The organism is Nocardia sputorum (genome assembly GCF_027924405.1).
GTDB classification, from domain to species: Bacteria; Actinomycetota; Actinomycetes; order Mycobacteriales; family Mycobacteriaceae; genus Nocardia; species Nocardia sputorum.
In genome coordinates, this window is sequence record NZ_AP026978.1 from 5,214,667 (window position 1) to 5,237,799 (window position 23,133).

At 70.3% G+C, this 23,133-nt stretch carries 22 protein-coding genes; 12 read left to right on the forward strand and 10 right to left on the reverse strand.

The window, feature by feature from the left end; all coding sequences use genetic code 11:
- Positions 1–101 precede the first annotated feature (101 nt).
- A complete protein-coding gene (locus QMG86_RS23640; protein ID WP_281874863.1) occupies positions 102–905 on the reverse strand; it encodes an alpha/beta fold hydrolase in 804 nt (267 codons plus the stop codon).
- A complete protein-coding gene (locus QMG86_RS23645) occupies positions 902–1,741 on the reverse strand; it encodes an alpha/beta fold hydrolase (RefSeq protein WP_281874864.1) in 840 nt (279 codons plus the stop codon). Before QMG86_RS23645 ends, QMG86_RS23640 begins: the two co-directional genes overlap by 4 nt.
- 285 nt (positions 1,742–2,026) lie before the next feature.
- Here QMG86_RS23645 and QMG86_RS23650 point away from each other — a divergent pair, with 285 nt between their 5' ends.
- The gene (locus tag QMG86_RS23650; protein ID WP_281874865.1) at positions 2,027–2,992 is read left to right on the forward strand and encodes a helix-turn-helix domain-containing protein; all 966 of its coding nucleotides are present in this window, start codon (positions 2,027–2,029) and stop codon (positions 2,990–2,992) included.
- Between the two features lie 3 nt (positions 2,993–2,995).
- Here the strand turns inward: QMG86_RS23650 and QMG86_RS23655 are convergent, their stop codons facing one another.
- The 3 genes from QMG86_RS23655 to QMG86_RS23665 all read right to left on the reverse strand — a co-directional run bounded on the left by QMG86_RS23655 (position 2,996) and on the right by QMG86_RS23665 (position 5,232).
- The gene (locus tag QMG86_RS23655; protein WP_281874866.1) at positions 2,996–3,211 is read right to left on the reverse strand and encodes a hypothetical protein; all 216 of its coding nucleotides are present in this window, start codon (positions 3,209–3,211) and stop codon (positions 2,996–2,998) included.
- Positions 3,212–3,422: 211 nt separating this feature from the next.
- Positions 3,423–4,631, reverse strand: coding sequence for a radical SAM family heme chaperone HemW (gene hemW, locus QMG86_RS23660; RefSeq protein ID WP_434085501.1), 1,209 nt, complete (start codon positions 4,629–4,631; stop codon positions 3,423–3,425).
- Between the two features lie 193 nt (positions 4,632–4,824).
- The gene (locus tag QMG86_RS23665; protein WP_281874867.1) at positions 4,825–5,232 is read right to left on the reverse strand and encodes an SgcJ/EcaC family oxidoreductase; all 408 of its coding nucleotides are present in this window, start codon (positions 5,230–5,232) and stop codon (positions 4,825–4,827) included.
- A gap of 211 nt (positions 5,233–5,443) precedes the next feature.
- Between QMG86_RS23665 and QMG86_RS33620 the strand changes: the two genes are divergently transcribed.
- The 7 genes from QMG86_RS33620 (at position 5,444) to QMG86_RS23695 (ending at position 12,116) form a co-directional block, all read left to right on the forward strand.
- Complete coding sequence (locus tag QMG86_RS33620) at positions 5,444–5,536, forward strand: Ms4527A family Cys-rich leader peptide (RefSeq protein ID WP_350356343.1); 93 nt, start codon at positions 5,444–5,446, stop codon at positions 5,534–5,536.
- Positions 5,537–5,660: 124 nt separating this feature from the next.
- Entirely contained in the window at positions 5,661–7,475 is a 1,815-nt protein-coding gene (locus QMG86_RS23670; RefSeq protein ID WP_281874868.1) for a nitrite/sulfite reductase, read from the forward strand.
- A 20-nt stretch (positions 7,476–7,495) separates the two neighbouring features.
- Positions 7,496–8,212 (forward strand): phosphoadenylyl-sulfate reductase, encoded by a 717-nt coding sequence (locus QMG86_RS23675; protein WP_281874869.1) that lies wholly within the window; start codon positions 7,496–7,498, stop codon positions 8,210–8,212.
- Between the two features lie 73 nt (positions 8,213–8,285).
- Positions 8,286–9,218: a sulfate adenylyltransferase subunit CysD gene (cysD, locus tag QMG86_RS23680; RefSeq protein ID WP_281874870.1), complete on the forward strand. Its 933-nt coding sequence runs from the start codon at positions 8,286–8,288 to the stop codon at positions 9,216–9,218.
- Position 9,219: 1 nt separating this feature from the next.
- A complete protein-coding gene (locus QMG86_RS23685) occupies positions 9,220–10,515 on the forward strand; it encodes a sulfate adenylyltransferase subunit 1 (protein ID WP_281874871.1) in 1,296 nt (431 codons plus the stop codon).
- A gap of 1 nt (position 10,516) precedes the next feature.
- Entirely contained in the window at positions 10,517–11,356 is an 840-nt protein-coding gene (locus QMG86_RS23690; RefSeq protein WP_281874872.1) for a sirohydrochlorin chelatase, read from the forward strand.
- Between the two features lie 73 nt (positions 11,357–11,429).
- Positions 11,430–12,116, forward strand: a complete 687-nt coding sequence (locus QMG86_RS23695) for a hypothetical protein (protein ID WP_281874873.1) — start codon at positions 11,430–11,432, stop codon at positions 12,114–12,116.
- Here the strand turns inward: QMG86_RS23695 and QMG86_RS23700 are convergent.
- Positions 12,113–12,745: a TetR/AcrR family transcriptional regulator gene (locus QMG86_RS23700; protein WP_281874874.1), complete on the reverse strand. Its 633-nt coding sequence runs from the start codon at positions 12,743–12,745 to the stop codon at positions 12,113–12,115. The two genes, QMG86_RS23695 and QMG86_RS23700, sit on opposite strands and share 4 nt — an antisense overlap.
- A gap of 103 nt (positions 12,746–12,848) precedes the next feature.
- On the opposite strand from QMG86_RS23700, the gene QMG86_RS23705 reads away from it, so the two are divergent.
- Together QMG86_RS23705 and QMG86_RS23710 are read left to right on the forward strand one after the other, a co-directional pair.
- Positions 12,849–14,270: an MFS transporter gene (locus tag QMG86_RS23705; RefSeq protein WP_281874875.1), complete on the forward strand. Its 1,422-nt coding sequence runs from the start codon at positions 12,849–12,851 to the stop codon at positions 14,268–14,270.
- Positions 14,270–14,953, forward strand: a complete 684-nt coding sequence (locus QMG86_RS23710) for an SGNH/GDSL hydrolase family protein (RefSeq protein ID WP_281874876.1) — start codon at positions 14,270–14,272, stop codon at positions 14,951–14,953. Before QMG86_RS23705 ends, QMG86_RS23710 begins: the two co-directional genes overlap by 1 nt.
- Positions 14,954–15,480: 527 nt before the next feature.
- On the opposite strand, the gene QMG86_RS23715 is transcribed toward QMG86_RS23710, so the two are convergent.
- Positions 15,481–16,449 carry a helix-turn-helix transcriptional regulator gene (locus tag QMG86_RS23715; protein WP_281874877.1) on the reverse strand — a complete coding sequence of 323 codons (969 nt, stop codon included), beginning with the start codon at positions 16,447–16,449 and terminating at the stop codon, positions 15,481–15,483.
- A gap of 94 nt (positions 16,450–16,543) precedes the next feature.
- Between QMG86_RS23715 and QMG86_RS23720 the strand changes: the two genes are divergently transcribed.
- Positions 16,544–16,954, forward strand: a complete 411-nt coding sequence (locus tag QMG86_RS23720) for a VOC family protein (RefSeq protein ID WP_281874878.1) — start codon at positions 16,544–16,546, stop codon at positions 16,952–16,954.
- A gap of 129 nt (positions 16,955–17,083) precedes the next feature.
- Here the strand turns inward: QMG86_RS23720 and QMG86_RS23725 are convergent, their stop codons facing one another.
- Positions 17,084–17,878: an HAD family hydrolase gene (locus tag QMG86_RS23725; RefSeq protein WP_281874879.1), complete on the reverse strand. Its 795-nt coding sequence runs from the start codon at positions 17,876–17,878 to the stop codon at positions 17,084–17,086.
- 97 nt (positions 17,879–17,975) lie between these two features.
- Complete coding sequence (locus tag QMG86_RS23730) at positions 17,976–20,222, reverse strand: Hsp70 family protein (protein WP_281874880.1); 2,247 nt, start codon at positions 20,220–20,222, stop codon at positions 17,976–17,978.
- A gap of 496 nt (positions 20,223–20,718) precedes the next feature.
- Between QMG86_RS23730 and QMG86_RS23735 the strand changes: the two genes are divergently transcribed.
- Positions 20,719–21,480 (forward strand): SDR family NAD(P)-dependent oxidoreductase, encoded by a 762-nt coding sequence (locus tag QMG86_RS23735; protein ID WP_281874881.1) that lies wholly within the window; start codon positions 20,719–20,721, stop codon positions 21,478–21,480.
- A gap of 61 nt (positions 21,481–21,541) precedes the next feature.
- On the opposite strand, the gene QMG86_RS23740 is transcribed toward QMG86_RS23735, so the two are convergent.
- On the reverse strand, positions 21,542–23,128 hold the full coding sequence (locus tag QMG86_RS23740; RefSeq protein ID WP_281874883.1) for an FAD-dependent oxidoreductase: 1,587 nt from the start codon (positions 23,126–23,128) through the stop codon (positions 21,542–21,544).
- Positions 23,129–23,133 lie beyond the last annotated feature (5 nt).

Sequence of the window (23,133 nt, forward strand, 5' to 3'; positions counted from 1 at the left end):
GCGCAGGCGAATCACGGTTCGTCTGTCGACCACAGTCTAATTGTCGGTACCCGAATCCCTCGCCCGCTACGCCTGCCCGCGACGCGGGAGCAACGCCGCGCTCAGCGCGGGACGGCGGCTTCGATCACCGCTGCCACGGCGTCGGGCCGGGAGACCGGAGACGCGTGCGAGGCGTCGATCTCACTGGTTCGAGCCCCCATGCGCTGGGCCATGAAGCGCTGGGAGGACGGTGGTATGACCCGGTCGGCGGCCGAGACGAGAAACCAGCTGGGGGTGCCGGACCAGGACGGCGGTCCGGAGGGTTCGAGGTTGGCCTTCACGGCGATGGAGTGCTGGTGGGCGATCATGTCGGCCGCGGTCGCCGGGCCGACGTCCTGAGCGAAGACGGCGTTGAAGCTGTCGGGCGCGACATAGCCGTCCAGGTTCTTCCCCGCGACGCCGGTGACGTCGTCGACGATCTTCACCTGCAGGGCGGGCGGGAGCAGCCTGCTGCCGGGGAAGCGGATCGGGTCGAGCGCCTGCTGGGCCACCTCGCCTTGCACCGGCGCGAAGGCCGCGATGTAGACGAGCGATTCGACTTTCGGGTCGCGCACGTTGCTGATCACGAAGCCGCCGTAGGAGTGCCCGGCCAGCACGACCGGGCCGCTGATCGTATCCAGCGTGCGTTGCACGGCGGCGGCATCGTAGGCGGGCCCGCGCAGCGGATTCTCCGGCGTCACCACGCGATAGCCGCGCTCGCGCAACGCGGCGGCGACGCCGTCCCAGCTGGTCGTGTCGGCGAAGGCGCCGTGCACGAGCACGATGGTGGGCAGCGGCTGCGCCCACGCGGGCCCGGCCGACATCGTGGCGGCGAGGGCCAGGGCGAGCGTGGCCAGGGCGCGGCGCAGGCAGCGTCTGTTCGTCATGGGGTCTCGGCTCCTCGGTTCTGCACGAAGTCCAGTAGATCGGCGTCGAACGCCTTCTCGTAAGCGCCGCACAGGCCGTGCGGGGCGCCGGGATACACCTTCAACCGCGCTCGCGGTAGCAGTTCCGCCGTCTTGGCGCCCGCGGCGGCGAGCGGCACGATCTGGTCGTCGTCGCCGTGCGCCACCAGCACCGGGATGTCGATGCTCGGCAGCTCGGCGGTGAAGTCGGTCTCGGAGAACGCCTTGACGCAGTCCAGCGCGGCCTTCAGCCCCACCTGCATGCCCATCAGCCAGAAGTGGTCGCGCAGCCCTTGCGAGACCTCGGCGCCCGCGCGATTGGCGCCGTAGAACGGGACCGACAGGTCCTTCCAGAACTGCGATCGGTCGGCGGCGACGCCGGCGCGGATGTCGTCGAACGCCTGGATCGGCGTTCCTTCGGGATTGGCGTCGGTCCGCAGCATCAACGGCGGGACCGCGCCGAGCAGCACCGCCTTGGCGACCCGCGACGTGCCGTGCCGGGACAGGTATCTGGTCACCTCGCCGCCGCCGGTGGAATGCCCGACCAGGATCGCGTCCTTGATGTCCAGCTCGTTCAGCACCGCGGCGAGGTCGTCGGCGTAGTGGTCCATGTCGTGCCCGTCCCACACGTCGCCGGAGCGGCCGTGCCCGCGCCGGTCGTGCGCGATAGCGCGGCAACCATGGCTCGCGACCAGGTTCATCTGGTTGTCCCAGGCGTCGCTGTTCAGCGGCCAGCCGTGGCTGAACACCACGGGACGGCCCGAACCCCAGTCCCGGTAGTAGATCTCGACGCCATCGGTGGTGGTGATCGTCGGCATGGCGGTTCCCTTCGATCCGGATGGATGGTCGGATTGCGTGTCGCCGGGCATCGCCGGAGGGTTCTGGCCGAGGCCGCCGGACACCACCGGACGTTCGCGCGGTCACGCCGCCGCGCCTCCTCCACCGCACCCGGAATCGATCTTGGTCGTCGTTCGACAGCGTAGGACGGGCGGCCGCCGGAAAAACGACTCTGCGTGCACGATCTTCGGCTCAGAATGCACGTCCTGATCGACCGGGCCCGTGCGAGGATTGCCGAATCTGTCTCATTTGCGACGGAGGCTGTGATGACGGTCGTGTTCGATTCGGACACCATCGCGCCGCACGAGCGGGCGGAGGCGGTGGCCGCGGCGGTACAGCAGGCATCGGTCCCGTCCCACGTCGTGCTGGACGGGCCGGACGAGTGTGTCCACGCCAGGTTCGACGTGTGGCGGTTCGGCGAGGTGAGCGTTCTCCGCGCCCGCACTTCGGGCATCCAGCTGATCCGGACGCCGAAACAAGTGCGCACCTCGCCCGCGCCGGTGCTGGCGATCGCGGTACGGCAGGCGGGGGACGGACGCTACGAGCAAGGCGGCGTCCAGCGCGTCGTGCGGCCGGGCGAGTTGCACGTCGTCGACCTGAACGCGCCCTTCGACTTCCGCAGGCACGGCGACGGGGCTTCGACCTGCCTGCACGTGCCGCTCGATCAGCTCGGCCTGCCCGCCGAGCTGATCAGCCAGGCCGCCGCCGTAGTCCGGGACAGCCCGCACTACCGGCTGGTGGCCAACCACATCGTCCAGCTGACCGCCGAGGCCGACGCGCTCAGCGCCGACCCGGCCGCCGCGTCGTCCGGCTGCGCCAGCATCGAGTTGATCCGGGGACTGCTGTTGTCGGCGGCCAGCGACGACGCCAACGGCTCCGTCGTGCCGTCCGACATCCAGCTGTCCCGGATCCGCGCCTACGTCCGGCGCAACCTGGCCGATCCCGAGCTGGGGCCGGAGCAGATCGCCAGGGCGCACAACATGTCCGTCCGGCAGCTCTACAAGATCTGCGCGAACGCGGAGTACCGCCTCGAACAATGGATCATCGGCCAGCGGCTGGAGCGGGTCCGCGGCGATCTGGCCCGTCCGGACCAGAAGCACCGGACGATCGCGGTGATCGCGCGCCGCTGGGGTTTCCGCGATCCGTCGCATTTCGCCCGGCGTTTTCGCGCCGCCTATGGGCTCTCGCCGCGGGAATGGCGCGGGACCGTCCTGGCCGTGGACGAGCCGTAGCGGTCAGCCGCGCTCGCCGGCTCTCGCCTGTTTGCCCGCGAGGGCGTCGAGACCGAGCATCGCCAGCAGCGACTCGCAGTCGGCGGCGTTCTCCGCGTAGCTGGCGACGGTGCGGGCGGCGACGGCGCACTGGCGCGCGTTCTCCGCCTTCTCCGCTGCTCGCGCGACCGCGAATTCGCCCGGTTCATGGATAAGGGTGATGTGTCGTGCCGACGCCATAAGTCTCCTTGGGGGTTGGTCGCAGACTACGCGGACGGGCGGGGGCGCGTTACAGGAACGAGACACGTAGGTCCGCCCAGTCACCGATTCGTGATGGGACGCCGGGCGCGCACGCCGCACCGGGATCGGACGACCCGAGACCGCGCCCAGCCCTCGACGCGCGGACCGGCCGCGTCGCCTCGGCAGCCGGGGCGCGCGGCGAACCTGCTGGTCAATCGAGCAGTTCGCGGACGACGCCGTCAGCAAGGAGGCGACCGCGGTCGGTGAGGACCAGCCGGTCGTCCGCGGTGCGCAGCGCGAGGCCGTCGGCGACCACCCGGTCGACGGCGGGGCGGGCCGAAGAGGCCAGATCGGCCAGCGGCAGACCCGTGCGCAGCCGGACGGCGAGCATCACCCGCTCGGTGTAGCGCTCCTCCGCGCTGAGCGCCTCCCAGCCCGCGGCGGGCAGCCCGCCCGCGCCGACCCGATCGGCGTACCGCGCGGGATGCTTCACGTTCCACCACCGCACGCCGCCGACATGGCTGTGCGCGCCCGGTCCGGCGCCGAGCCAGTCACCGCCGTCCCAGTAGCCGAGGTTGTGCCTGCATGCCGCCGCGTCGCCCGCGGCCCAGTTCGACACCTCGTACCAGCCCAGACCCGCCGATCGCAGACGCGCGTCGATCCGTTCGTAGCGGGCGGCGAGCACGTCGTCGTCCGGCGCGGGGAGTTCACCGCGGCGCACCCGGCGGGCCAGCGCGGTGCCGTCCTCCACGATCAGCGAGTACGCCGAGACGTGATCGACGCCCGCGGCGAGCACCGCGTCCAGGCTGGCGTCGAGGTCGGCGTCGCGCTCGCCCGGCGTGCCGTAGATCAGATCCAGGTTGACGTGCTCGAATCCCGCGGCGCGCGCCTCCCGCGCGGCGGCCACCGCGCGGCCCGGGGTGTGCGTGCGGTCGAGCACCTTCAGCACGTGCGCGGCGGCGGATTGCATGCCCAGCGACACCCTGGTGAATCCCGCCGCACGGATGCGCTCGAAGAACTGCGGGGAGGTGGACTCCGGATTGGACTCGGTGGTGACCTCGGCTCCGGGGGCGAGGGTGAACTCGGCGCGCACGGCGTCGAGCACCGCCGCGAGGCCGTCACCGCCCAGGAGGGATGGCGTTCCGCCGCCGACGAAAACGGTGGACACGTCCGGCGTCGGCGTGGGCAACGCGGCGAACTCCCGCGCCGCGGTGGCGAGCTCACCCCGCAACGCCGTCAGCCACGACTGCGGCGACGCCGACGTGCCGAGTTCCCCCGCGGTGTAGGTGTTGAAGTCGCAGTAGCCGCACCGCGTGGCGCAGAACGGCACGTGGACGTAGATCCCGAACGGGCCGTCGCCGAAGTCGTGCAGCACCGGCGCGGCGGTGCCGGTGCTCGCGGACAGGGCGGAAGAACTCACCTGTCCAGTGTGAACGCCGCCGCGACCGCGCCGACGCCCGGGACTCGGCTAGGGGCGAACGGGTCCCGGTTCTCCGCTCGGACCGTTCGCGGTCGCCGCCGCCGCACCCGGCGAGCGGAGACGCGACGGCCGCACGGCCGAGTGTCCGGCGCCACCGCTCCGGGCGCCCTACCCCGGCGGCTGCCCGATCGGCTCAGTCCCCCACGACCGGGGTGTTCTGGTTGGCGGTGAGCACCCAGCGCCCGTCCTCCTTGGACATCACGTACAGCGGGCTGCCTTCGCTGTCCAGCACGCCCTCGGGGGTGAAATAACGCTGCCGCACCTTCACCGCGGCCACGTCCGGGCGGATGAACAGCACGTGCTCGACCTCGTAGGTGGCGGTGCCGTGCGCGGTGGCCCCGGGCAGCACCTGGGCGGTGAACTCGGCGATGGCGGCGCGGCCGAAGAGTCGTTTGCCGTGGCCGGTGGTCCAGATCGCGTCCTCCCGGAAGAGCGCGGCGAATTCGTCGACGAGTTCGTTTCGCTGGGCGTGCTGGACGCTCGCGACCACCGCGCGGATGGCCTCGAGTTCGGCGGCGGTGTCGACAGCTGTGGTATTCATGCCGCCGAGCGTGCTACCTAGACCCGACTCGAGGTCAAGTGGCGTGTGCGGTGTCACACCCGATGCGGTGGTGGTATCACGCGCCCGGCCGCGGCTCGGACTATGACTGCCGTCACAAACCGGGTCGAGCGTCCAGGGCATTTCCCGTCAAAGTGCGGGAAATACTGGACGTGGGGTCGGAAGGCCATCGCTGACGTGGCACAATGGCCGCATGCGCGCTTTGGAGATCCGACTTGTGGCACGTCGCCACGTCGATTACAAGCGCGTCTGTAGCGCCTGCTGTCTGCCCGGTTCCCTCCGGTAGCTCAGCGCGCCCGATCCCGGGTCCCCGGCGATCCCCGACTTCCTCGGCCCGCTGACACCGCAGGCGTGAGTCAGCCCCTCACGCCCTCAGCAGGATGTACCACCCACCCCGCAGGAGCGACCCCATGACGTCGAGCACCGACGCCGGTCCGAACGATCAGCCCACGCCCGAATCCCAGCCCGGGCACCGCGCGCGTCCCGACCGCCCGGCCTCCGAACGCCGCGTCCGCCCGGACCGCCCGCGTCCCGAGGCGACCTCCACCGGCCCGCGCGCCCGCACCGGCAAGCCCGTGCGCCGCAAGGCCGAAGGCCAGTGGGCGCTGGGCTACCGTGAGCCGCTGAACCCTAACGAGCAGTCCAAGAAGGACGACAACCCGCTCAACGTCCGCGCCCGCATCGAGAACATCTACGCCAAGACCGGCTTCGACGGCATCGACAAAGGCGACCTGCGCGGCCGGTTCCGCTGGTGGGGTCTGTACACCCAGCGCGAGCAGGGCTACGACGGCACCTGGACCGGTGACGAGAACATCGACCTGCTCGAGGCCAAGTACTTCATGATGCGCGTGCGCTGCGACGGCGGCGCGCTGAACCTCGCGCAACTGCGCACCCTCGGTCAGATCTCCACCGAGTTCGCCCGCGACACCGCGGATCTGTCCGACCGGGAGAACGTGCAGTACCACTGGATCGAGGTGGAGAACGTCCCCGAGATCTGGAAGCGGATCGAGGCGGTCGGGCTGAAGACCACCGAGGCGTGCGGCGACTGCCCGCGTGTGGTGCTCGGGTCCCCGCTGGCGGGCGAGTCGCTGGACGAGGTCATCGACCCGACGCCCGCGATCGAGGAGATCGTGCGCCGCTACATCGGCAAGAAGGAGTACTCCAACCTGCCGCGCAAGTTCAAGACCGCGATCTCCGGCCAGCAGGACGTGGTGCACGAGATCAACGACGTGGCGTTCGTCGGCGTCGTGCACCCCGAGCACGGCCCCGGCCTGGACCTGTGGGTCGGCGGCGGCCTGTCCACCAACCCGATGCTCGCCCAGCGGGTGGGCGTGTGGGTGCCGCTGGACGAGGTGCCCGACGTGTGGGAGGCCGTCGTCTCGATCTTCCGCGATTACGGCTACCGCCGCCTGCGCACCAAGGCGCGCCTGAAGTTCCTGATCAAGGACTGGGGCATCGAGAAGTTCCGCCAGGTGCTGGAGGACGAGTACCTGAAGCGCAAGCTGATCGACGGCCCCGCGCCCGAGCAGCCGACCAAGCCGATCGACCACGTGGGCGTGCAGCGGCTGCGCAACGGGCTCAACGCCGTCGGCTTCTCCCCCATCGCGGGCCGGGTGTCGGGCACCGTGCTGACCAAGGTCGCCGACGCGGTGGAGCGGATCGGCTCCGACCGCGTCCGGTTCACCCCGTATCAGAAACTGATCGTGCTCGACGTGCCCGACGACAAGGTCGACGCGCTGATCGACGAGTTGGAACCGCTCGGCCTGCAGGCGCGGCCCTCGCTGTGGCGGCGCAATCTGATGGCCTGCACCGGTATCGAGTTCTGCAAGCTCTCCTTCGCCGAGACCCGCAAGCGGTCCCAGGCACTGGTGCCGGAGCTGGAGGAACGGCTGGCGGATCTGAACGCGCAGCTGGACGTCCCGATCACGATCAACATCAACGGTTGCCCGAACTCTTGCGCCCGCTCGCAGATCGCCGACATCGGGTTCAAGGGTCAGCTGGTCGACGACGGCACCGGGAATCACGTGGAGGGCTTCCAGGTTCACCTCGGTGGCAGCCTCGGCTTCGACAGCGCCTTCGGGCGCAAGCTGCGCCAGCACAAGGTGACCACCCAGGAATTGGGCGACTACATCGACCGGGTGGTGCGCAATTTCGTCAAGCAGCGTACGGACGGCGAACGGTTCGCCCAGTGGGCGGTCCGCGCCGACGAGGCCGACCTGAGATAAGTCTCGACGGGAGATCAACTGTGACAACCCAGCTCGCGGAAAAGCTGTCCGAGGACGAGCTCCGCGCCATCGCCGCGCGCGGTGCCGCCGAACTCGACGGCGCCTCGGCGACCGAACTCCTGCGGTGGACCGAGGACACCTTCGGCACGAACTACATCGTGGCCTCCAACATGCAGGACGGGGTGCTCGTGCACCTGGCCGCCGGCATTCGCGCCGGCGTGGACGTGCTGTTCCTCGACACCGGCTACCACTTCGCCGAGACCATCGGCACCCGGGACGCGGTGGAGGCCGTGTACGGGGTGAACGTGGTCAACGTCCAGCCGGAGCAGACGGTCGCCGAGCAGGACCGGCTGCTGGGCAAGGATCTGTTCGCCCGCGAGCCGAACGAGTGCTGCCGGTTGCGCAAGGTGGTCCCGCTGCAGAAGTCGCTCGCGGGATACAACGCCTGGGTCACCGGCATTCGCCGGGTGGAGGCGCCGACCCGGGCGAACGCGCCGCTGATCTCGTTCGACGAGGCGTTCGGACTGGTGAAGATCAACCCGATCGCGCCGTGGTCCGACGACGAGATGCAGGACTACATCGAAAAGCACGGCATCCTCGTCAATCCCCTGGTGGAGGAGGGGTATCCGTCCATCGGCTGCGCTCCGTGCACGCGGAAGCCGGAGCCGGGAGCAGATCCGCGAAGCGGCCGTTGGGCCGGCCTCGCCAAGACCGAATGCGGGTTGCACACAGCATGACCGAGTCAGGGCCCGGAGGAGGCAGCCTGCGTAACCACGTAGGGCCCCTCGGGCATGCGAAGAAGGACACAGCATGACCGAAACCATTCGAAGCGAACGTTCGCTCGGCATCAGCGATTTCGACACTCTCGCCGCGCTGGAGTCCGAGGCGATCCACATCTTCCGCGAGGTGGCGGGCGAGTTCGAGCGGCCGGTGATCCTGTTCTCCGGCGGCAAGGACTCCACGGTCCTGCTGCATCTGGCGCTCAAGGCGTTCTGGCCCGCGCCGCTGCCGTTCGCCCTGCTGCACGTGGACACCGGGCACAACCTGCCCGAGGTGCTGGAGTTCCGGGACAAGGTGGTGGAGCGCTACGGCCTGCGCCTGCACGTGGCGAAGGTGGAGGACTACCTGGCCGACGGCAGGCTCACCGAGCGCCCCGACGGCATCCGCAACCCCTTGCAGACGGTCCCGCTGCTGGACGCGATCAGCGAGCACCGGTTCGACGCCGTGTTCGGCGGCGGCCGCCGCGACGAGGAGCGCTCGCGCGCCAAGGAGCGGATCTTCTCGCTGCGCAACGCCTTCGGCCAGTGGGACCCGAAGCGCCAGCGCCCCGAGCTGTGGAACCTCTACAACGGGCGCCACGCGCCGGGCGAGCACGTGCGCGTGTTCCCGCTGAGCAACTGGACCGAGCTGGACATCTGGCGCTACATCGCCCGCGAGGACATCGACCTGGCGAGCATCTACTACGCGCACGAACGTCCGGTGTACCTGCGCGACGGCATGTGGATGACGCCCGGCGTGTGGGGCGGCCCGCGCGACGGCGAGGTACTGGAGACCCGGTCGGTGCGCTACCGCACCGTGGGTGACGGTTCCTCCACCGGCGCCATCCTTTCCGACGCGGCCGACAACGAGGCGATCCTCGCCGAGGTAGCCGCGTCCCGACTGACCGAACGCGGCGCGACCCGAGGTGACGACCGCGTCTCCGAAGCCGCGATGGAAGACCGCAAACGAGAGGGTTATTTCTGACATGTCCGACCTATTGAGGCTGGCCACCGCCGGTTCTGTCGACGACGGCAAGTCCACTCTGGTCGGACGCCTGCTCTACGACACGAAATCCGTTCTGGCCGACCAGATCGACGCCGTCACCCGCGCGTCGGTGGACAAGGGTCTCGCCACACCGGATCTCTCGCTGCTCGTGGACGGGTTGCGCGCGGAACGCGAACAGGGCATCACCATCGATGTCGCCTACCGCTACTTCGCCACGCCGCGCCGCTCCTTCGTGCTCGCGGACACCCCCGGGCACGTGCAGTACACCCGCAACACCGTGTCCGGCGCGTCCACCGCGCAACTGGTGATCCTGCTCGTCGACGCGCGCAAGGGCGTCATCGAGCAGACCCGCAGGCACGCGGCGGTGCTCGCGCTGCTCGGCGTGCCGAAACTGGTGCTCGCGGTGAACAAGATCGATCTGGTGGACGACGCCGCCGCCGTGTTCGCCGCCATCTCCGCGGAGTTCAACGAGCTCACCAGCACGCTGGGCTGGTCGAGCGAGGATGTGCTGGAGATCCCGGTCTCGGCGCTGCACGGCGACAACATCGCCACCCGGTCGGACAAGACCCCGTACTACGACGGTCCCTCGCTGATCGAGCACCTGGAATCGGTGCCGGTCGATGCCGACAGCACCGGCAATCACGCGCTGGGCCTGCGTTTCCCGGTGCAGTACGTGATCCGGCCGCGCACCGCCGAGTACCCGGACTATCGCGGCTACGCCGGGCAGATCGCGGCGGGCGCGGTCGCCCCGGGCGACGAGGTCGTAGTGCTGCCCTCGGGTATCCGCACGACCGTCGAGCGGATCGACACCCCCGACGGCGAACTCGCGGTGGCACAGGCCGGACGCAGCGTCACGCTGATCCTCGCCGACGACGTGGACATCTCCCGGGGCGACATCATCGCGTCGACCGCCGACGCGCCCGAGCCGGTCGACGCTTTCGACGCCACCGTGTGCTGGCTGGGCGACAAGCCGCTGCGCCCCGGCGCGCGACTGCTGCTCAAGCACGGCACCCGAACCACCCAGGCGATCGTCGGCGCGCTGCTGGAGCGCTTCGACGAGCAGCGCCTGGCGGCCGATCCGAGCCCCGAGTCGTTGGAGCTCAACGACATCGGGCGCATCTCGGTGCGGGTCGCCGAGCCGATCGCGGCCGACGACTACCGGGTGAACCGGCACACCGGAAGCTTCCTGCTGATCGACCCGGCCGGTGGCAATACGCTGGCGGCCGGTCTGGTCGGCGACGTGCTGACCGCCGTCGAGGTCGGCACCGGAGTCTGACATGGCCGTGCGGCGAGCTCTTTTCGGCACTCCGCCGGTCTCGCGCGCCGGCGCCCCGGCGTCCCGGCTCGACCGTCCGGCCGTGCTCGACCGGCGCGCGGCGCGGCCGCCCGCGCTGATCGCGGTGGCGCACGGCAGTCGTGACCCGCGCTCGGCGGCGACCGTCGCGGAAGTCGTCGGCGCCGTGGCGGCGGCGCGTCCGGACCTCGACGTCCGGACGGCGTTCCTCGATCTCACCGCCCCGTCGGTGGAGCAGGTCGTGGACGCCGTGGCCGCCGACGGGCACACCCATGCCGTGGTGACGCCGCTGCTGCTCGGCAGCGCCTTCCACGCCAAGGTGGACCTGCCGGGCCTGCTCGCCGCGGCCCGTGCCCGCCATCCCGGGTTGGGCCTGACCCAAGCCGACGTCCTCGGCGTGGACGCCGGACTGATCGGTGCGCTGCGCGACCGGGTGCTCGCCGCCCTCGACGGGCACGCCTCGGCGGATCGGCGCCTGGGCGTCGCCGTCGCGGCGGTCGGCTCGTCCTCGGCGGCGGCCAACGCGCGCACCGCCGAAGTGGCCGCGCGCCTCGCGGCCCGCACCGGTTGGCGCACCGAGATCTGCTTCGCGACCACCCAACCGTCGGTGACCGAAGCGATCGCACGACTGCGCGCCCGTGGCGCGCACCAACTGCTGGTCGCCCCCTGGTTCCTCGCACCCGGATTGCTGACCGATCGCCTCGCCCACGCGGCGCCGCGAGCGATCCACGCCGACGTGCTCGGCGCGCATCCCGCTTTCACCCGGGTCGTCCTGGATCGCTACCACGCGGCGATCGCGCAGACGCGCGCGCTCTCGGCCTGAGCGTTCGGCCTCGACCGCTCTCCGGGAACCTCGGAGTCGTCCGCGAGCACACTCCTCGTGCTAGGAACATGGCATGGCCGAGTCGTTCCGCACCACCTCCTGCGTCAGCCACGGACATCCGGAGTTCACCGTCGTGTTCACCGAGCCGCAGTTGCCCGGCATGGAGAACTGGCTGCTGTCGTATCTGGAGTCCACCGTCGCGGCGGGGACGCGGTACCACCCCGGCGAGACGATCCGGATCGGCTGGAATCTGGTCCGGGTGCGTGGCCGCGACGACGGCACCCTGGGCCTGGCCGAACGCACCGATACGCGGACCTGGGCCGAGCAGGTCGACCGCACCCTGCGTGACGTCTGGTATCAACGCGAAGTGGCGGCCGGAGTCGGTTTGACCGATCGGCTGGACTTTCCCGGCGAGGATCAGCAGGCGATCGTCTCGTCGTGCGGACTCGAATCGCCGGTGCTGGTCCTGACCCGCGCCGCGACCGACGACCCGGAGTTCTCCGGCTGGTCGGTCGAGTGCTTCGAAGACCACGCGCACCGCTCGTCGTACTACACCACGCTGCTCGAGCTGGCCACCGCCATGCCTTTCGCGGTGCAGTTCCTCGCGCTTCCGGCCACGACGACGGTGCTGATCGAAAGCCCCGAGATCACCCCCACCGGCGCCATCCGGCCGCACATCGTGGATGCCGACGGCGTGGAGATGTGCCCGATTCCCGGCTCCTACCTGGACTATCTGGTCAACGGCGCACCGGCCGACTAGTCGTCGGGTCCGAGCAGATCCGTCACGACGGCGTGGGCGGTGCGCACGCCCCACTCGTCGCCCATCTGCCGCGCGGTGTGCGCCGCGGCGATCACCGCGTCCAGTTCGAACGCGACGGCATCGGCGGCACGGCCGTCGAGATGACCCTGCTGCTGGGCGCGGCGAATCTCCTTCACCAAGAACGTGAGCCAGTCCCGCCGGTCTTCGGCGATGGCGTCACGTACCGGTCCCGGTCTGCTGTCGAATTCCGCGAGGGTCGCGACGCGGAAGCACCCGCCGGGAAACGCCGGCTCGGCCACCTGACCGAGCCAGCGCTCGACCAGGGCGCGCAGGCGCGGTAGTCCGGCGGGCTCACTCAGGCTCGGCGTGATGACCTCGTCGATGAAGACCTGCCGCGCGGTCTGCACCGCGGCGAGCTGCAAGCTCTCCTTGCTGCCGAAAAGGGTGGCGATACCGCTTTTGCTCAGCCCCAGATCGGCGGCCAAGCGGCCGATGCTCAGGCCGGTGAGGCCCTCGACGGAGGCCACCTCGGCGGCGCGGCGGGCGATCGACGCCCGCGCCCGGGCGCCTTTGGCCACCCGCTGGTCGGTCTCGCGCGGCCGGCCACTCGCGGTGACGGACTCGGTCATGCACTCATTCTTCCACTTCGCTGTTGCACATACGAACGTATGGTCGTACTTTAAGTGAACGAACGATCGTGCGTTTTGTTTCCCTCTTCCTAAGGACTTCCCCATGACCGAGGCGTCCGTGCGGCTGGACAGCCCGCCGACCGCGACCGCGGCTACCCGCACCTTGCTGATCGCTTGCGGCGCGGCCTTCATCGCTTTCCTCGACCTCTCCGTCGTCAATATCGCCTTCCCCTCGATCGCCCGGGACTACCCCGACACGGCCACCACCACGCTGACCTGGATCGTCAGCGGATACGCGGTCGCTTTCGCCGCCCTGCTCACACCGGCCGGACGTTTCGCCGACGCGCTCGGGCGCCGCAGGCTGTTCCTCGGCGCGCTGGCCGGTTTCGCCCTCACCTCGTTGCTGTGCGGACTCGCTCCGACAGCGGGCTGGCTCATCGCGGGGCGGGTGCTGCAAGGCGCGACAGCGGCGCTGATGGTGCCCTCGGCCCTCGGCCTGGTGCTCGCCGCCACCCCGCGGGAGAAGATCGGCGCGGCCATCGGAGCCTGGTCGGCCGCGGGCGGGTTCGCCGCGGTGGTCGGTCCCGCACTCGGTGGCGCGCTCGTCGAAGGATTCGACTGGCGGGCGGTCTTCGTGATCAACGTGCCGGTGGCACTCCTGCTCATCGCGGCGGCCCTGCGCATTCCGGCCGTGGACGGCCGTCCTTCCGGCGGAGCGCTGCCGGATCCGCTGGGCACACTCGCGGTGGCGCTGGGTCTCGGCGGGCTGGTCGCGGGCGTCACCGAGGGGCAGCGCTGGGGCTGGACCTCGGCGGGGACGCTGTCCGCGCTGATCGGCGGCGGACTGCTGGTCGTCGCCGCGCTGGTCCGCTCCGCGCGTCATCGCGAGCCCGCGATCGCCGTTGACCTCTGGCGCAGCAGGTCCTACGCGCTGGCCAACGCGACCTCGTTCGTCTTCGGCGCGGCCATGTTCGCCTGGTTGCTGTCGGGACCACTGTTCCTCGACGCGATCTGGGGCTACTCGGTGCTCGGCTCGGCGGGCGCGATGACCATCGGGGCGGTCGCGTCGATGATGACGGCGACCGTCGCGGGCCGGGTCGCCTCGCCCACGGCCCGGCGATGGCTGGGTGTGCTCGGTGCGGCGATGTTCGTCGCGTGCACCGTGTGGATGAGCACGGACGCCTTCGGACCCACCCCGGCCCTGTGGTCGGCGTGGATTCCGGCCGGCGTGCTCGGCGGTGGCGGCATCGGCTTCGTCGTCACGGTGCTGGGCACCGCGGCCGCGAGTTCCCTTCCACCGCAGCAGTTCGCCGCCGGAACCGGCATGAACCTGACCGCGCGGCAGGTGGGCGGCGCGCTCGGCGTCGCCGTGCTGGCCGCCGTGTTCGCGGCGCGGCCCGACGATCCGCTCGGCGCGTTCCACACCGTCTTCGCGGTGTGCGCGGGCATCGCCGCCGTGGCCGCCTGCTTGGCGGCGCTACCGACCCGCACTCCCGCATTCTCCGCCGACAAACAGGAAAGATAATGAGCGACAACAGTATTCGTACCGAAGCGAACGACCCGCTGCTGCTGCCGCCCGCGGAACAGCGACGCCTGCTCGCCGACGCCCCATGGCAGCGCTACGCGGTGCTCGGCGACTCCATCGCGCAGGGCGTCGGCGACCCGAGCCCGGGATACGAACCGGTGGGCTGGGCCGATCGCGTCGCGAGCGTCCTCACCGCGGTCCGCCCGGGTCTGGCCTATCTGAACACCGGCCGGATCGGCGCCACCTCCGCCCAGGTCCTCGCCGAGCAGCTGCCCGCCGTGCTCGAATTCCAGCCCGATCTCGTGCATCTCAGCTGCGGCGGCAACGACCTCTTCCTGCCCGGCGGCGACCTCGCCGAGCTGCGGACGAACCTGGACACCCTGTTCGCGACGTTGACCCGCACCGGCGCGCAGGTCGTCACGTTCACCCTGGCCGATGTCTGGGAAGTCGAGCGCATGGCGCCTATGCGCCCGATGCGCGAGCGGATGGCCGCGCTCAACGATATGGTCCGCGAACTGGCCGCCCGCTACGACGCACTCCTGCTCGAACTCTGGGACCACCCGCTGCGCCTGCGGCCGGACCTGATGAGCGCCGACCTCATCCACTTCAGCATGAGCGGCCACGCCGTGCTGGCCTCGGACATGGTGCGCACGTTGGCCGGTCACGTCCTCGCGCCGCGCTGACGGCGACGAAGGGGGGAGGCAGCTGCGGCAGCGGATGCCTCCCCCACGTTTCGAGGCGGGCGTCCACCGAGCTGCCACGCTCCGACGGTCAGCGTGACAGCGGCACACGGGGAGCGCCCGAGGATTCGCGCGGCCCCATGGGTTCGTTGCGCAACCTCGTGAGAACCGGCCGAGGGGCACGCCTGGCTCGAAGCATCGACGCTCCGCAAGCGAATGGAAGCAGTGTCGTGCGACCGCATCGGTCCATCGCACGGCCCAGATCAGACCGACCGAAGGGCGCACCCGGCTCGGAGCATCGACGCTCCGCAAGCGGATGGGAAGCAGTGTCGACGTCTCGGAAGATTTTTCGCGACCGCATCGGTCCATCGCACGGCCCAGTTGAGACCGCCGAGGGGGGCGCACCTGGCTCGGACGCTCCGCAAGACGGACCTCGTGACCGTGCCTCCGCAGGATCGGCACTTCGCGACCGCCGACGCCCGTCGGCACTGCCCGCGGGACCGCCCTGCATGCCCTGCACCGGTCGCCCGTCACGGTGCCGCGCCGGGTCGATCGTCCGTTCCGTAGCGGTCGAGCAGTTCGGCGCCCAGGCGGGCCAGCTCGGCGCGGACCTCGGCAGGACCGAGGACCTCGATCGAAGCGCCCCAACCGGCCAGCTGCTGGGCGAGCATCCAGGCGGTGGGCGCGGTGACGCGGACGCGGACGCGGCCGTCGTCGGCAGGACCGTCCACGACGCAGTTCCTGCCCTGCTGGTCGCGCAGAATCGGCAGCAGGCGTTCGGAGATCAACAGGGTGGCGGCGGTGGTCGCGCGCCGCCGTTCCATCTCCTCGACCACCTGCCCCCAAGCGGCGGCGAGATCGAAATCGTCCGGGCGGTGCGCGGGTTCGCCGGTGACCAGCGCCTCGGCGATCCGATCGACGCGAAACGTCCGCTGCCCCTGCTCGGTCCCGGCGACCAAATACCAGACGGCGTCCTTGTCCACCAGTCCCCACGGGTCGACCAGACGCTCGGACCGCTCGCCGGTGCGGTTCGCATAGCGCAGCCGCACCTTGTTGCGCTGCACGACGGCGCGTTGCAGCAGGGACACCACCTCCGGCAGCGGGCGATCGGTCGCACCCCAGCGCGCCGGGTCGATCACCACGGCATCTGCCGCCGCTTCCGCATCCCCTCGGAAGGTCTGCGGCAGCGCCCGGACCAGCTTGCGCAGCGCCGACCGGGCCTCCGGCGCCGCGCCCGCGGACGGACCGGCCAGGAGGAACAACGCGCGCGCCTCCCCTGCCGTCAGCCCGCTCAGATCCGTGCGCGCACCTCCCACCAGCGACCAGCCACCGCCGCGCCCGGGCTGCGGATACACCGGCACCCCGGCCGCCGAGAGCGCCTCGAGGTCGCGGCGCGCGGTGGCGACCGAGGTCTCCAGCTCCGTGGCGACCTGCGCGGCCGTCACCCGTCCCCGGCTCTGCATCATCAGCAGGATCGCCACCAATCGGTCCGCTCGCATGCCCTGATTCTGCCGTTGAAAGTGCTCATTCGGTGCGCACTTTGCCTCGGATGATGGAGACAACAACGAAAACAACGACTCGAAGGAGAACCCCATGTTGCGCGGAATGGCGACGAGCACCTTCTACGCCGACGACCTCGAGGCCGCCAAGGACTGGTACACCCGGTTCTTCGGCATCGAGCCCTACTACCACGTCCCGGGCGGCTACTACGAGTTCCGCATCGGCGACTACCAGCACGAATTCGGCATCGTGAACCGCGCCTACGCTCCGGCCGGAGCCCGCAACGCCCCCGGCGGCGCGATCGTCAACTGGCACGTCGACGACCTGCAAGCCGCCTTCGACCGGCTGCTGGAACTCGGCGCGACCGTGTACGACCCCATCACCCCGCGCGGCGACGGCGAGGGCTTCGTCACCGCCGCCGTGGTCGATCCGTTCGGCAACGTCCTCGGCCTCATGTACAACCAGCACTACCTGGACATCGTCGCGAAAACCGGGACCGCCTAGGCCGAGGAGAAGGCGACGTGCTGCCGGATCCGGCTGGCCGGACAGCACGCCGCACACTCCGACTATTACCCGACCGCTGGGCTTACCGGCATCCTTCCCCGGCGGTCGGATCGCGGCTGCGTCGCCTGGTCAGGGGCGGAACCAGCGCTCCAGGACGGTGGCGACGCCGTCGTCTAGAACGTGGCCGGTCACTTCGTCGGCGAGGTCGCGGATGTCGCCGGGCGCGTTGGCCATCGCGACCGAATGCGCTGCCCAGCGCAGCATCTCGCGATCGTTGTATCCGTCGCCGATGGCCAGTGTCGCCTCGTCCGGCACACCGAGGGCGAGGCGGAGTTGTTCCAGCGCCCAACCCTTCGACACGCCCTGCCGGGAAACGGTGAGCCACGGCCCGAACTCGCCGTGCACCCAGCTCGCACCGGGCACTCGCAAGGAGCGCAGGGCGAGCAGCATCTCCTCCAGCGAACCGTCCGGCAACCAGCCGTTCAGGCGCGGAGTCGGCTCGCTGCTCAACGCGTGATGGTCGACGAGCAGGTACTCGCCCAAGGAGAATTCGCCGGGGCCGGCCCCGGTGGCCCAGGTACCGATGCCGACCTTCTCCACGGCGAAGATCATCGCCGGGAACAGCGCGCGCAACGCGGTGATCGCAGGTGCGGGGTCGAACGATTGGATCGCGACCGGTTCCCCTCTGGCCACGTCGATGTGCACGGCGCCGTTCGAGCACAACGCGTGGCCCTCGCGCAGACCGAGTTCGGTGAGCACCGGGCGTGTGGTCAGCAGCGTGCGTCCCGTGGTCACCACGACGTGCGCCCCCGCCGCCACGGCCGCGCGCACAGCCTCGACCACCCGCGTACTGATCGGTGTTCCCGTGTCCAGCAGCGTCCCGTCCACGTCCAGCGCGATCAGCTGGGGACCCCCGGATGCCATCAATCCATTGTGCCTCGGCGTCATCGCGTCGAACAGCGAATCCGGCGCAACGAGACCCGCACGCGCGCCGAATGATTCACCGTCCGAACGGTCGCCGCTAACGACCGCGGCCTCCGCCTCCGCCCGCGCCTCCGCCGCCCGCCGACGAACCGCCGACCGAGCCGGACCGGCCCCGCGACCCTCCGGACGACGAAGCCCCCGAGGAATTCCCGCCCGAATGATTACCCGCCGACGAGGCGCCCCCCGGACGCCCGCCCGATGCGGATCCACCGGACGAGGGTGACCCACCGGCCGACGAATTACCGGCTGCCCCCGCGGAGGACGACCCGTGCGTCGAAGAATTGCCGGTCGACCCACCCGACGCCGAACCACCCGTAGACGAATTACCGTCCGACCCACTCGAAGACGAACCATCCGACGCCGAATCACCGGCTGACCCGCCCGACGACGAGCCGTGCGACGACGGATTGCCATTCGACCCGCCCGAGGAGGAGCCACCCGGCGAAGAATTGCCGGTCGCCCCACCCGAGGACGAACCGTGCGACGACGGATTGCCGGTCGACCCACCCGACGACGAACCGCCCGGCGAGTCATCGGACGCTCCGTTCGCGGCGGAGTCACTCGTCGAACCACTCGACGCGGTCCCACTACCGGCGCTACCGCCTGACGTTCCCCCGGCATCGCCGGACGAAGCGCCCCCGGCGTGCGCACCTCCCGAGGACGACGAACTCGCCCCGGAGGAGCTTCCCGGCTCCCCCGATCCGGCACCCGAGGAATCGGGCGTTCCGGTCGAGGAAGTGCCCGCAGCGCTTCCCGGCAGGGTCCCACCGGAAGCCGGGCCGGGTTCCGCAGGCGTCGATCCATTCTGCGGCACGGGAGCGTTCGGCCCCGGCGTTCCCGGCGCGGGCTGGCCGGGCGAGCCCGGAACCTGCCCCGGCAGCGGTAGACCAGGAGTCGAAGACTGCCCGGGAACGGGCGGCTGCGCGATGTCTCCGGGCACGGGACGCGGCGCGAACGGCAGCGGGTTCACGAAGTAGGCGGGATCGCCGTATCCCCGGTAGCGCAATCCGCCCGGCGCGCAACAGTTTCGCGGGTCACGATGCGAGCCGGACCGCGACTCCGCTACCGAAGGACCATAACCGGCGCTACGCGGAGCCGGTGTGATGAACCGGGTGTACGCGGAGGTCCGCTGCGCGAGAGCCGCCCGGCCCGCGTACCAGGCGCCGGGCGCGGACACCCAGGACCAGGCGTCGGCGAGTTGCTCGTCTCCTACGTCGACCAGCAGGCTGCCGGTCGGCGCGCCGAGCTCCGGCAGACGCTCGAGCAGCGGCGACAGTTCGGGAACCGTCGGGCCGCCGAAGACGGTGGCCGCCGACATCGCGACCGCGGAGACCACCGCCGCACTGGAGAACACTGCGACCCGAGGCGCGGTGGATCGGCCGTCCGATGCGCCGAGCGCCATGGTGCGTGCCGCCATGAGGGCGGCTCCAGCGGCGATCGTCTGGCCGGGGTCCGCCGAGATCACCAGGGGGCGGCCGAGTTCAGCGAGCGTCCGCGCCACCTCCGCGGGGCGCGACGCGCCGCCCACCAGCAGGACGCGGCTGATATCCGACAGGGTGACACCCGCCTCCCGCACACAGTCGCGGACCAGTTGCAGCGAGTCCTGCACATGTGCGGTGCGCAGCCCGTCGATGTCGACGATGGACGTCATCGACAGTCCCGCGGACGACACGCCGGGGGCGTACCGTGCGATCATCGACCCCAGCGGCCTGCCGCCGAAGTCGTAGGACCGCCTCGGCTTTCCGATCATCGGATGGTTGTCCCAGTCCGGACCGACACGCACGATACTCACGTCGAGGCTGGTGCCCCCCAGGTCGTAGATCAAGACGAAGCCGGTTTCCAGCGGGCCCTGCTCGTGCTCCAGCCATTCCGCGGCCGCGACCGGTTCGGGCACCAGGAGCACGTCACCCGACCCGGATAGGTCCAACGCCTGCCGCAGCAGCGCCACCTGCTTGTCGGAATACATTGCGGGATACGTGGTCACGACGCCCGCTTCGGACGCGCCCGGCTGCGCCGCCCGCAGCTCGCCGACCACCGCGGCGACGAGATTGGCCGGTGACCAGATGCGGCCGCCGACGATCACCGCTTCCGGATCCCGGCCTAGGTCGGCGAAATCCGTGACCGCCATGTCGAATCGCGCAATCCCGCCCAAGCGCAGTCCACCCGCGCTGTCGAAGGTCACCGCGGTGCGCCGAGACCGCACCGTCGGCCGTGGTAGATCCGCGCTGACCGAAGCCGCCACGGAGTTCACTGCACCGATGCTGAAACCCAGACCTGTCGTCATTCGCTATCCCGTCAACGCACCGTGACCACGTCCATCACATGGCGTTCCCCTGTGGCCGCGGTCGTCTTCCAAACAGCCACCACAGGTTAGCTGTTTCGCGTCCACGCGTATGCGCAATTGATACGGATTGTTCGCCCGAAAGCCATTGTCGTCCGAAATGCCAGGTAGATGCGAGTCGATCGGACCGTCCAGCCGGCTCGACAGCGCGAATCAGTCTGCGATATCGGCCATTCCGCTATCACACAGCGATCTCGAAATCGCCGAGACAATCAGACTCCAGGCCGGTTTACCAAGCGAAACCACACCGCACGACAGGCACCGACCGGTCGGTAACCGAATCTTTGCCCTCGTGCAGCACACCCCACTTCTCGGCCAAATTTATGACACATCAACTAGATGTCCGATATTCGCCAGCATCGCCGTGCGCCTCCGGCTTGACTCGACAGCGGGTCCCACCACGGAGGCGGGATCGCGAGAGCGGAAAGGGAATTCGACGATGGCAACACGGTTCGCGGAGCAGGTCGTCCTGGTCACCGGCGCGACGTCGGGTGTCGGCAAAGCGGTGGCGCTGCGCGTCGCGAGCGAAGGCGCCGCGGTGGTGCTCGGCGCCCGGGGCAAGGACGCGGGCGAGCAGGTGGCCGCCGACATCCGCGCGGCAGGCGGGCGGGCGCTGTTCGTGCCGACCGATGTCACAGTGGAGCAGGACGTGGCCCGGCTGACCGACGCCGCGCTGACCGAATACGGCCGCTTGGACGCGGCGTTCAACAACGCGGGCGCGGTGTGCGCCTTCGGTCCGGTCGCGGACATCGACGAGGCGGGGTGGCGCGCCGATCTGGAACTCAACCTCACCAGTGTGTTCTACGGCTTGCGGCATCAGGTGCCCGCGCTGGCGGCCTCCGGCGGCGGCGCGATTCTGAACAACGCGTCGAATCTCGGTGTGGTCGGCATGGGTTCGGTGGCGCCGTACGTCGCCGCCAAGCACGGGGTGGTCGGCTTGACCCGTGCCGTGGCGCTCGAGGCCGCAGATCAGGGTGTGCGGGTGAACGCATTGGTATCAGGTGCGGTCGATACCCCGGCGTTCCGGAATTCCATGGGCGCGACGCCCGAAGGAGAGGCGGCCATCGCGGCGCTGCACCCGGTGGGCCGCATCGCGACACCGGAGGAGATCGCCTCGTTCTGCGCTTATCTGCTCAGCGGTGAAGCCAGTTTCGTCACCGGCGCAGCCCTCGCCATCGATGGCGGTTTCACCGCACGGTGACCCCGCACATGGAACCGCCTCGAGATACCGGCGCGGCCGGGGTATCTCGAGGCGGGGTCCGTCAGGTGCGAGCCAGCAAGCGGCGGACTCGGCCGGGGCGGGCTCCCACCGCTCCCCCGGCGCGGACCGCGGGCTGGCGCAGCCGCACCAGCCGATCGAATTCCGCGGCGGACCCGGCGGGTTCGGGCAGGCGACCCGCGTTGAAGTCCGCGGCCAGCTGCCGCACCGTCTCCTGCGCACAGGACTTGTTGGTGCCGATGAAGCCGGTGGGCCCGCGCTTGATCCAGCCGGTCACATACGTCCCGGTGACCACGGCGCCGCCTGGATGTTCCAGCACCCGGCCCTCCTCGTTGGGGATCACCGCGGCCTGCTCGTCGAAGGGCAAGCCCGGCACCGCGACGCCGCGGTAACCGACCGAGGTGAGCACCAAGCCCGCGTCCAGCCGGTCGGTCCGCCCCGTCGCGACGGCGCGGACGCCGCCGTCCGGACCGGTGACCAGCTCGGTGCGGCCGACCTCGAGGCCGGTCACCCGATCGGTGCCGAGGATCTCGGTGGGAGCGGACAGATAGCGGAACACGATGCGCTTGCGTTCGCCCACCGGCCGGCTGCGCACGCTGTGCAGCAGCCGCAGCTTCTGTTCGACATGGAAAGGCAGTTCCGCGCCGAGTTCGGGCAGTTCGCCCTCGACCACGACATCCACATCGCAGCCGAGCAGGCCGACGAATTCCGGCACGGTGAAAGCGGATTCGAGCGGGCCGCGCCGGCCGAGCACGACCACTTCCTCGATCTTGCTCTCGCGCAGCGCCCGCAAGGCGTAGGGCGCGATGTCGGTACCGGCCAGCGTCGCGGGGTCACTGGTCAGCACGCGCGCGACGTCGAGGGCGACATTGCCGTTGCCGACGATCACGGCACGCCGGGCGGACAGGTCGAATACCCGGTCGGCGTAATCGGGGTGACCGTTGTACCAGGCCACGAAATCGGTGGCCGACACGGTGCCCGCCAGACCCTCGCCCGGGATGCCGAGTTTGCGATCCGACGACGCGCCGACCGCGTAGATCACGGCGTGGAAATGGTCGAGCAGTTCGGCGTGCGAAACATGCGCGCCGACATCGACGTTCAAGTACGAACCGAACCCCGGCTGCGCCGAGATGACGTCGAACAGCTCGCCGACCTTGCGGGTCTTGTCGTGGTCCGGGGCGACGCCGTGCCTGGCCAGCCCGTAGGGCACCGGCAGCCGGTCGAATACCGTCACCGACACGTCGGGCTGGGTCAGCAATTCGTCGGCGGCGTACATCGCCGACGGACCCGATCCCACGATCGCCACCCGCAGCGGCGTGCGCTCGGTGTGGATCCGTGCCGCGGGCACCGGTCGCGCCAGCAGGGGGCGCGGCCGCGCCTGCCGGTAGAAATCGGCGTTGATCTCGATGAACGGCTTCTGCTCAGCGGTCAGCTTCTGCGCTGACACGATGGCGTCGACCGGGCACGCGGTGGCGCAGGCGCCGCAGTCCACGCACGCCCGCGGGTCGACGTACAGCATCTCCGCCGTCCGGAAGTCCGGTTCGTCGGGCGTGGGATGGATGCAGTTGACCGGGCAGGCGTACACGCAGGACGCGTCGCTGCAACAGGATTGGGTGACGACGTACGGCATACGAC